The sequence below is a fragment of the Aestuariivirga sp. genome (genome assembly GCF_044238155.1).
Lineage (GTDB): Bacteria > Pseudomonadota > Alphaproteobacteria > Rhizobiales > Aestuariivirgaceae > Aestuariivirga.
The window spans coordinates 1-3,033 of sequence record NZ_JBIIDX010000232.1 but is presented as its reverse complement, the minus strand read 5'-3'; the positions used below and the strand labels follow the sequence as shown (position 1 = coordinate 3,033).

Sequence of the window (3,033 nt, the reverse complement as noted above, 5' to 3'; positions counted from 1 at the left end):
TCACCGCCTTATTGGGTAGCCGCATCGTGGCCACAACGCACTGCAGAACTCACACGATTAAAACCTTGTTTCATATGCTTAGAAGTACCGTACCAAATTGGATCAGTCAGCAGCTTCAGAGAATATCGAACCAAGAAATGCAATTCTTGGGTTGGCAAGCGATTTCCCAGTCAACGGCCTCGCACCAGAAAACCCGCAAATACAGCGGATTGTCAGTTTTCATTGATCGCTCCGAGAGGCTTTGTTCGAGAATAAACAACGGAAGGAACGCTGCTAGCAGCCAACACTCGTCGTTTGAAATTCGTTGTCTTTGCTGTGCTTGAGTTTTGATTGAGGTCGAACCCCCGCCAGGATTCGGATGAGCGCCAGCGTAAATTGGGTGACCGATGAGCAAAAGAGTGCGCTCTCGGGGTCACAGGAGGCAGACGCCAATCCCACACCATTGAGGTCTAGTAAAGCTGCAGGAACAATCCTAAATCACGAAATCTCTGAGCGCCTTTTCTGTGCCCTTGGACCAGATATCATTTAGGTTCCGGGTAAAGGCCCTGCGGAAGATTTCTGAGCGCCCCACATCACCATAGACATCCTCCATCGCCAGCCAGACCAGTGGGTCGTTCTTGGCCTTAGCTGCAAGCTCACTAAGGCGCGGCCAGATGGGATCTCCCGCCGTGATGTCCCGGCCCGACTCGGACTTGCCGAAGCAATGCCGGCACCACAGAGCGGACTCGAAGGCCAGTGCCGCGATAGAGGCGCCAGCCTTCAACCGGTCACGCGCCACCGGTACAATGAACTTGGGCTGGCGGTTCGAGCCGTCGAAGGCAAGGCGCGGAATGGTGTCACCGATCTTGGGATTGGAAAACCGCCGGTGAATGAGGTGGTAGTAGTCCTCCAGTTTCACCCCCGGCACAGGCGGCACGGTGGGCATAATCTCCTCGCGTTCGATCTTAGCGAAGAAGGCGCCCACGAGGGGATGGTTCATCGCATCATGCACGAAATGGATGTCTAGCAGACTTGCCGGATAGGCAATTGCTGCATGGCCGCCATTGAGAATGCGGATCTTCATGAATTCAAAGGGCGTCACATCAGGGACGAACTGCACGCCTGCCTCTTCCAGCACCGGGCGGCCATTGCAGAAGTTGTCCTCAAGCACCCACTGGATGAACTCTTCGCAGTAGACCGGCCAATTGTCTTCGACGCCGTAGTCGCGCGACAGTGCGTTGCGCTCGCGCTCCGTCGTGGCGGGCGTGATGCGATCCACCATGCCGTTCGGAAATGTAGCATTCTGTTCGATCCAAGAGGCCAAAACCGGATCGTAAAGCCGCGCAACGCCCGCCACCGCATTCCGTGCTACGACTCCATTGTGTGGAATATTGTCGCAAGACATGACGGTGAAAGGCCTGATTCCAGTATCGCGGCGTTTCTTCAGCCCGAGGGCGATCAGACCGAAGACAGTCAGTGGATCGTCCGGATACTGACCATCGCGCGCGATCTCGGGAAATTCCGGATTGAACTTGCCGGTGGCCGGATCAATGAAATAGCCGCCTTCCGTCACCGTGATGGAAACAATGCGGATATCCGGATCGGCAAGCCTTGCGATGATGGCGGCGCGGTCCTCCGGCGGGATCATGCCGATCATCGCGCCCGTTACCCGGGCTCCGCTGGAATGGGCTTCCTGCTCCACCACGGTGGTGAGCCAGTCCTGCGGCTTCAGCGCTTCGTACATCTGGCGGTCCGGCGCCCTCACGCCGGTGCCGATGATGGCCCAGTCCCGGCTCAGCCCGGCGGTGAACAAGCGGTCGAGATAAACGGCCTGATGCGCGCGGTGAAAATTCCCAAGCCCAAAATGCAGGATACCGGCATGAAGGTCGGATGCCCGATAGTTTGGAACGGTGACGCGCGGGCCGAGGCTCGCCAGATTGGCACGGGAAAGCTTGGTCATGTTGGACACTCTGATTCAGGTGTAGCGACAAATCTGGTATTGGCAGCAGCCATCAACTCATCCACTGGCCGCCATCGACGTTATAGGTCTGCGCCACGACATAGTCACTTTCGGAGGAGGCCAGGAAAATGGCGCAGCCAACATGATCCTCCGGCCTGCCCATACGCCCGAAGGGAACCCCCTCTCCCACCAGGCGCTTCTTCGCGCCTTTTGGGAGATTCTCGTATTTGGCAAAGAGCCCGTCCACATGGTCCCACATCGGCGTATCGACGACACCGGGAGAAATGCCATTCACATTGATGCCGTGCTTGATCAGGGCAAGCCCTGCCGACTGCGTGATCGAGATCACCGCCGCCTTGGAAGCGCAGTAGATTGTCACCAGCGGTTCGCCACGCCGCCCAGCCTGCGAGGCAAAATTGATTATCTTGCCGCCCCTGCCCCTGCGCTTCATGCTTTCCGCCACTTCCTGCAGCATGAAGATCAGACCTTTGACATTGACTCCAAAGATGAAGTCATAGCTCTTCTCCGTGATCTCGCCCCACGGTGCCATGTCAAACACGGCGGCATTGTTGACCAGAATGTCGATGCCCCCGAACCGCCGCTCGGCCTCGGCGACACAGGCGTTGATGAGGTCCGACCTGGTGACATCGAGCGCGAAGGCAAAAGAACCGTTGCCGATACGGGCCGCCGTTTCCTCGGCCTCCTTCAGATTGAGATCGGCCACACAGACACGCGCGCCCTCCTTCACATAACCCTCGGCAATTGCAGCGCCAATACCACGTGCGCCACCCGTTATGATGGCGGTTTTTCCCTGAAGACGCATCAGACCAGAACCTTTCCCTTGGAATCAAAGCAATGGATGCGGGCGGCGTCGAAGTGAAGCGCCACGCTGTCGCCGGCTCCTCCGCCATAATCGCCGGGCGCACGCACGGTAAGGCGACCAGTCTGGCCGCAGTCCACATGCAGGAAGGAATCCGAACCCAGATGCTCTACCAGCATGATCGTACCCTGAAGGTCGCCACCCGAGGACCGAATGGCCATGTGCTCCGGCCTGATGCCAATGGTGGCGGCCTTGTACCGGGCCGCATGCTCAC

General features: G+C 58.0%; 3 protein-coding genes. All 3 read right to left on the bottom strand.

All coding sequences use genetic code 11. The features are described 5' to 3' along the window. Positions 1–472: 472 nt before the first annotated feature. Positions 473–1,939, bottom strand: a complete 1,467-nt coding sequence (locus ACILRN_RS16400) for a mannitol dehydrogenase family protein (RefSeq protein ID WP_395690035.1) — start codon at positions 1,937–1,939, stop codon at positions 473–475. A 52-nt stretch (positions 1,940–1,991) separates the two neighbouring features. Beyond that, positions 1,992–2,762, bottom strand: a complete 771-nt coding sequence (locus tag ACILRN_RS16395) for an L-iditol 2-dehydrogenase (RefSeq protein WP_395690034.1) — start codon at positions 2,760–2,762, stop codon at positions 1,992–1,994. Then, the coding region (locus ACILRN_RS16390) for a TOBE domain-containing protein (protein ID WP_395690033.1) at positions 2,762–3,033 on the bottom strand (272 nt) is incomplete at its 5' end. The genes ACILRN_RS16390 and ACILRN_RS16395, both read right to left, overlap by 1 nt.

Bases quoted from the DNA above. Each gene is read 5' to 3' on its own strand.
- ACILRN_RS16400 (WP_395690035.1), bottom strand. From the start codon at position 1,939: ATGACCAAGCTTTCCCGTGCCAATCTGGCGAGCCTCGGCCCGCGCGTC.
- ACILRN_RS16395 (WP_395690034.1), bottom strand. From the start codon at position 2,762: ATGCGTCTTCAGGGAAAAACCGCCATCATAACGGGTGGCGCACGTGGT.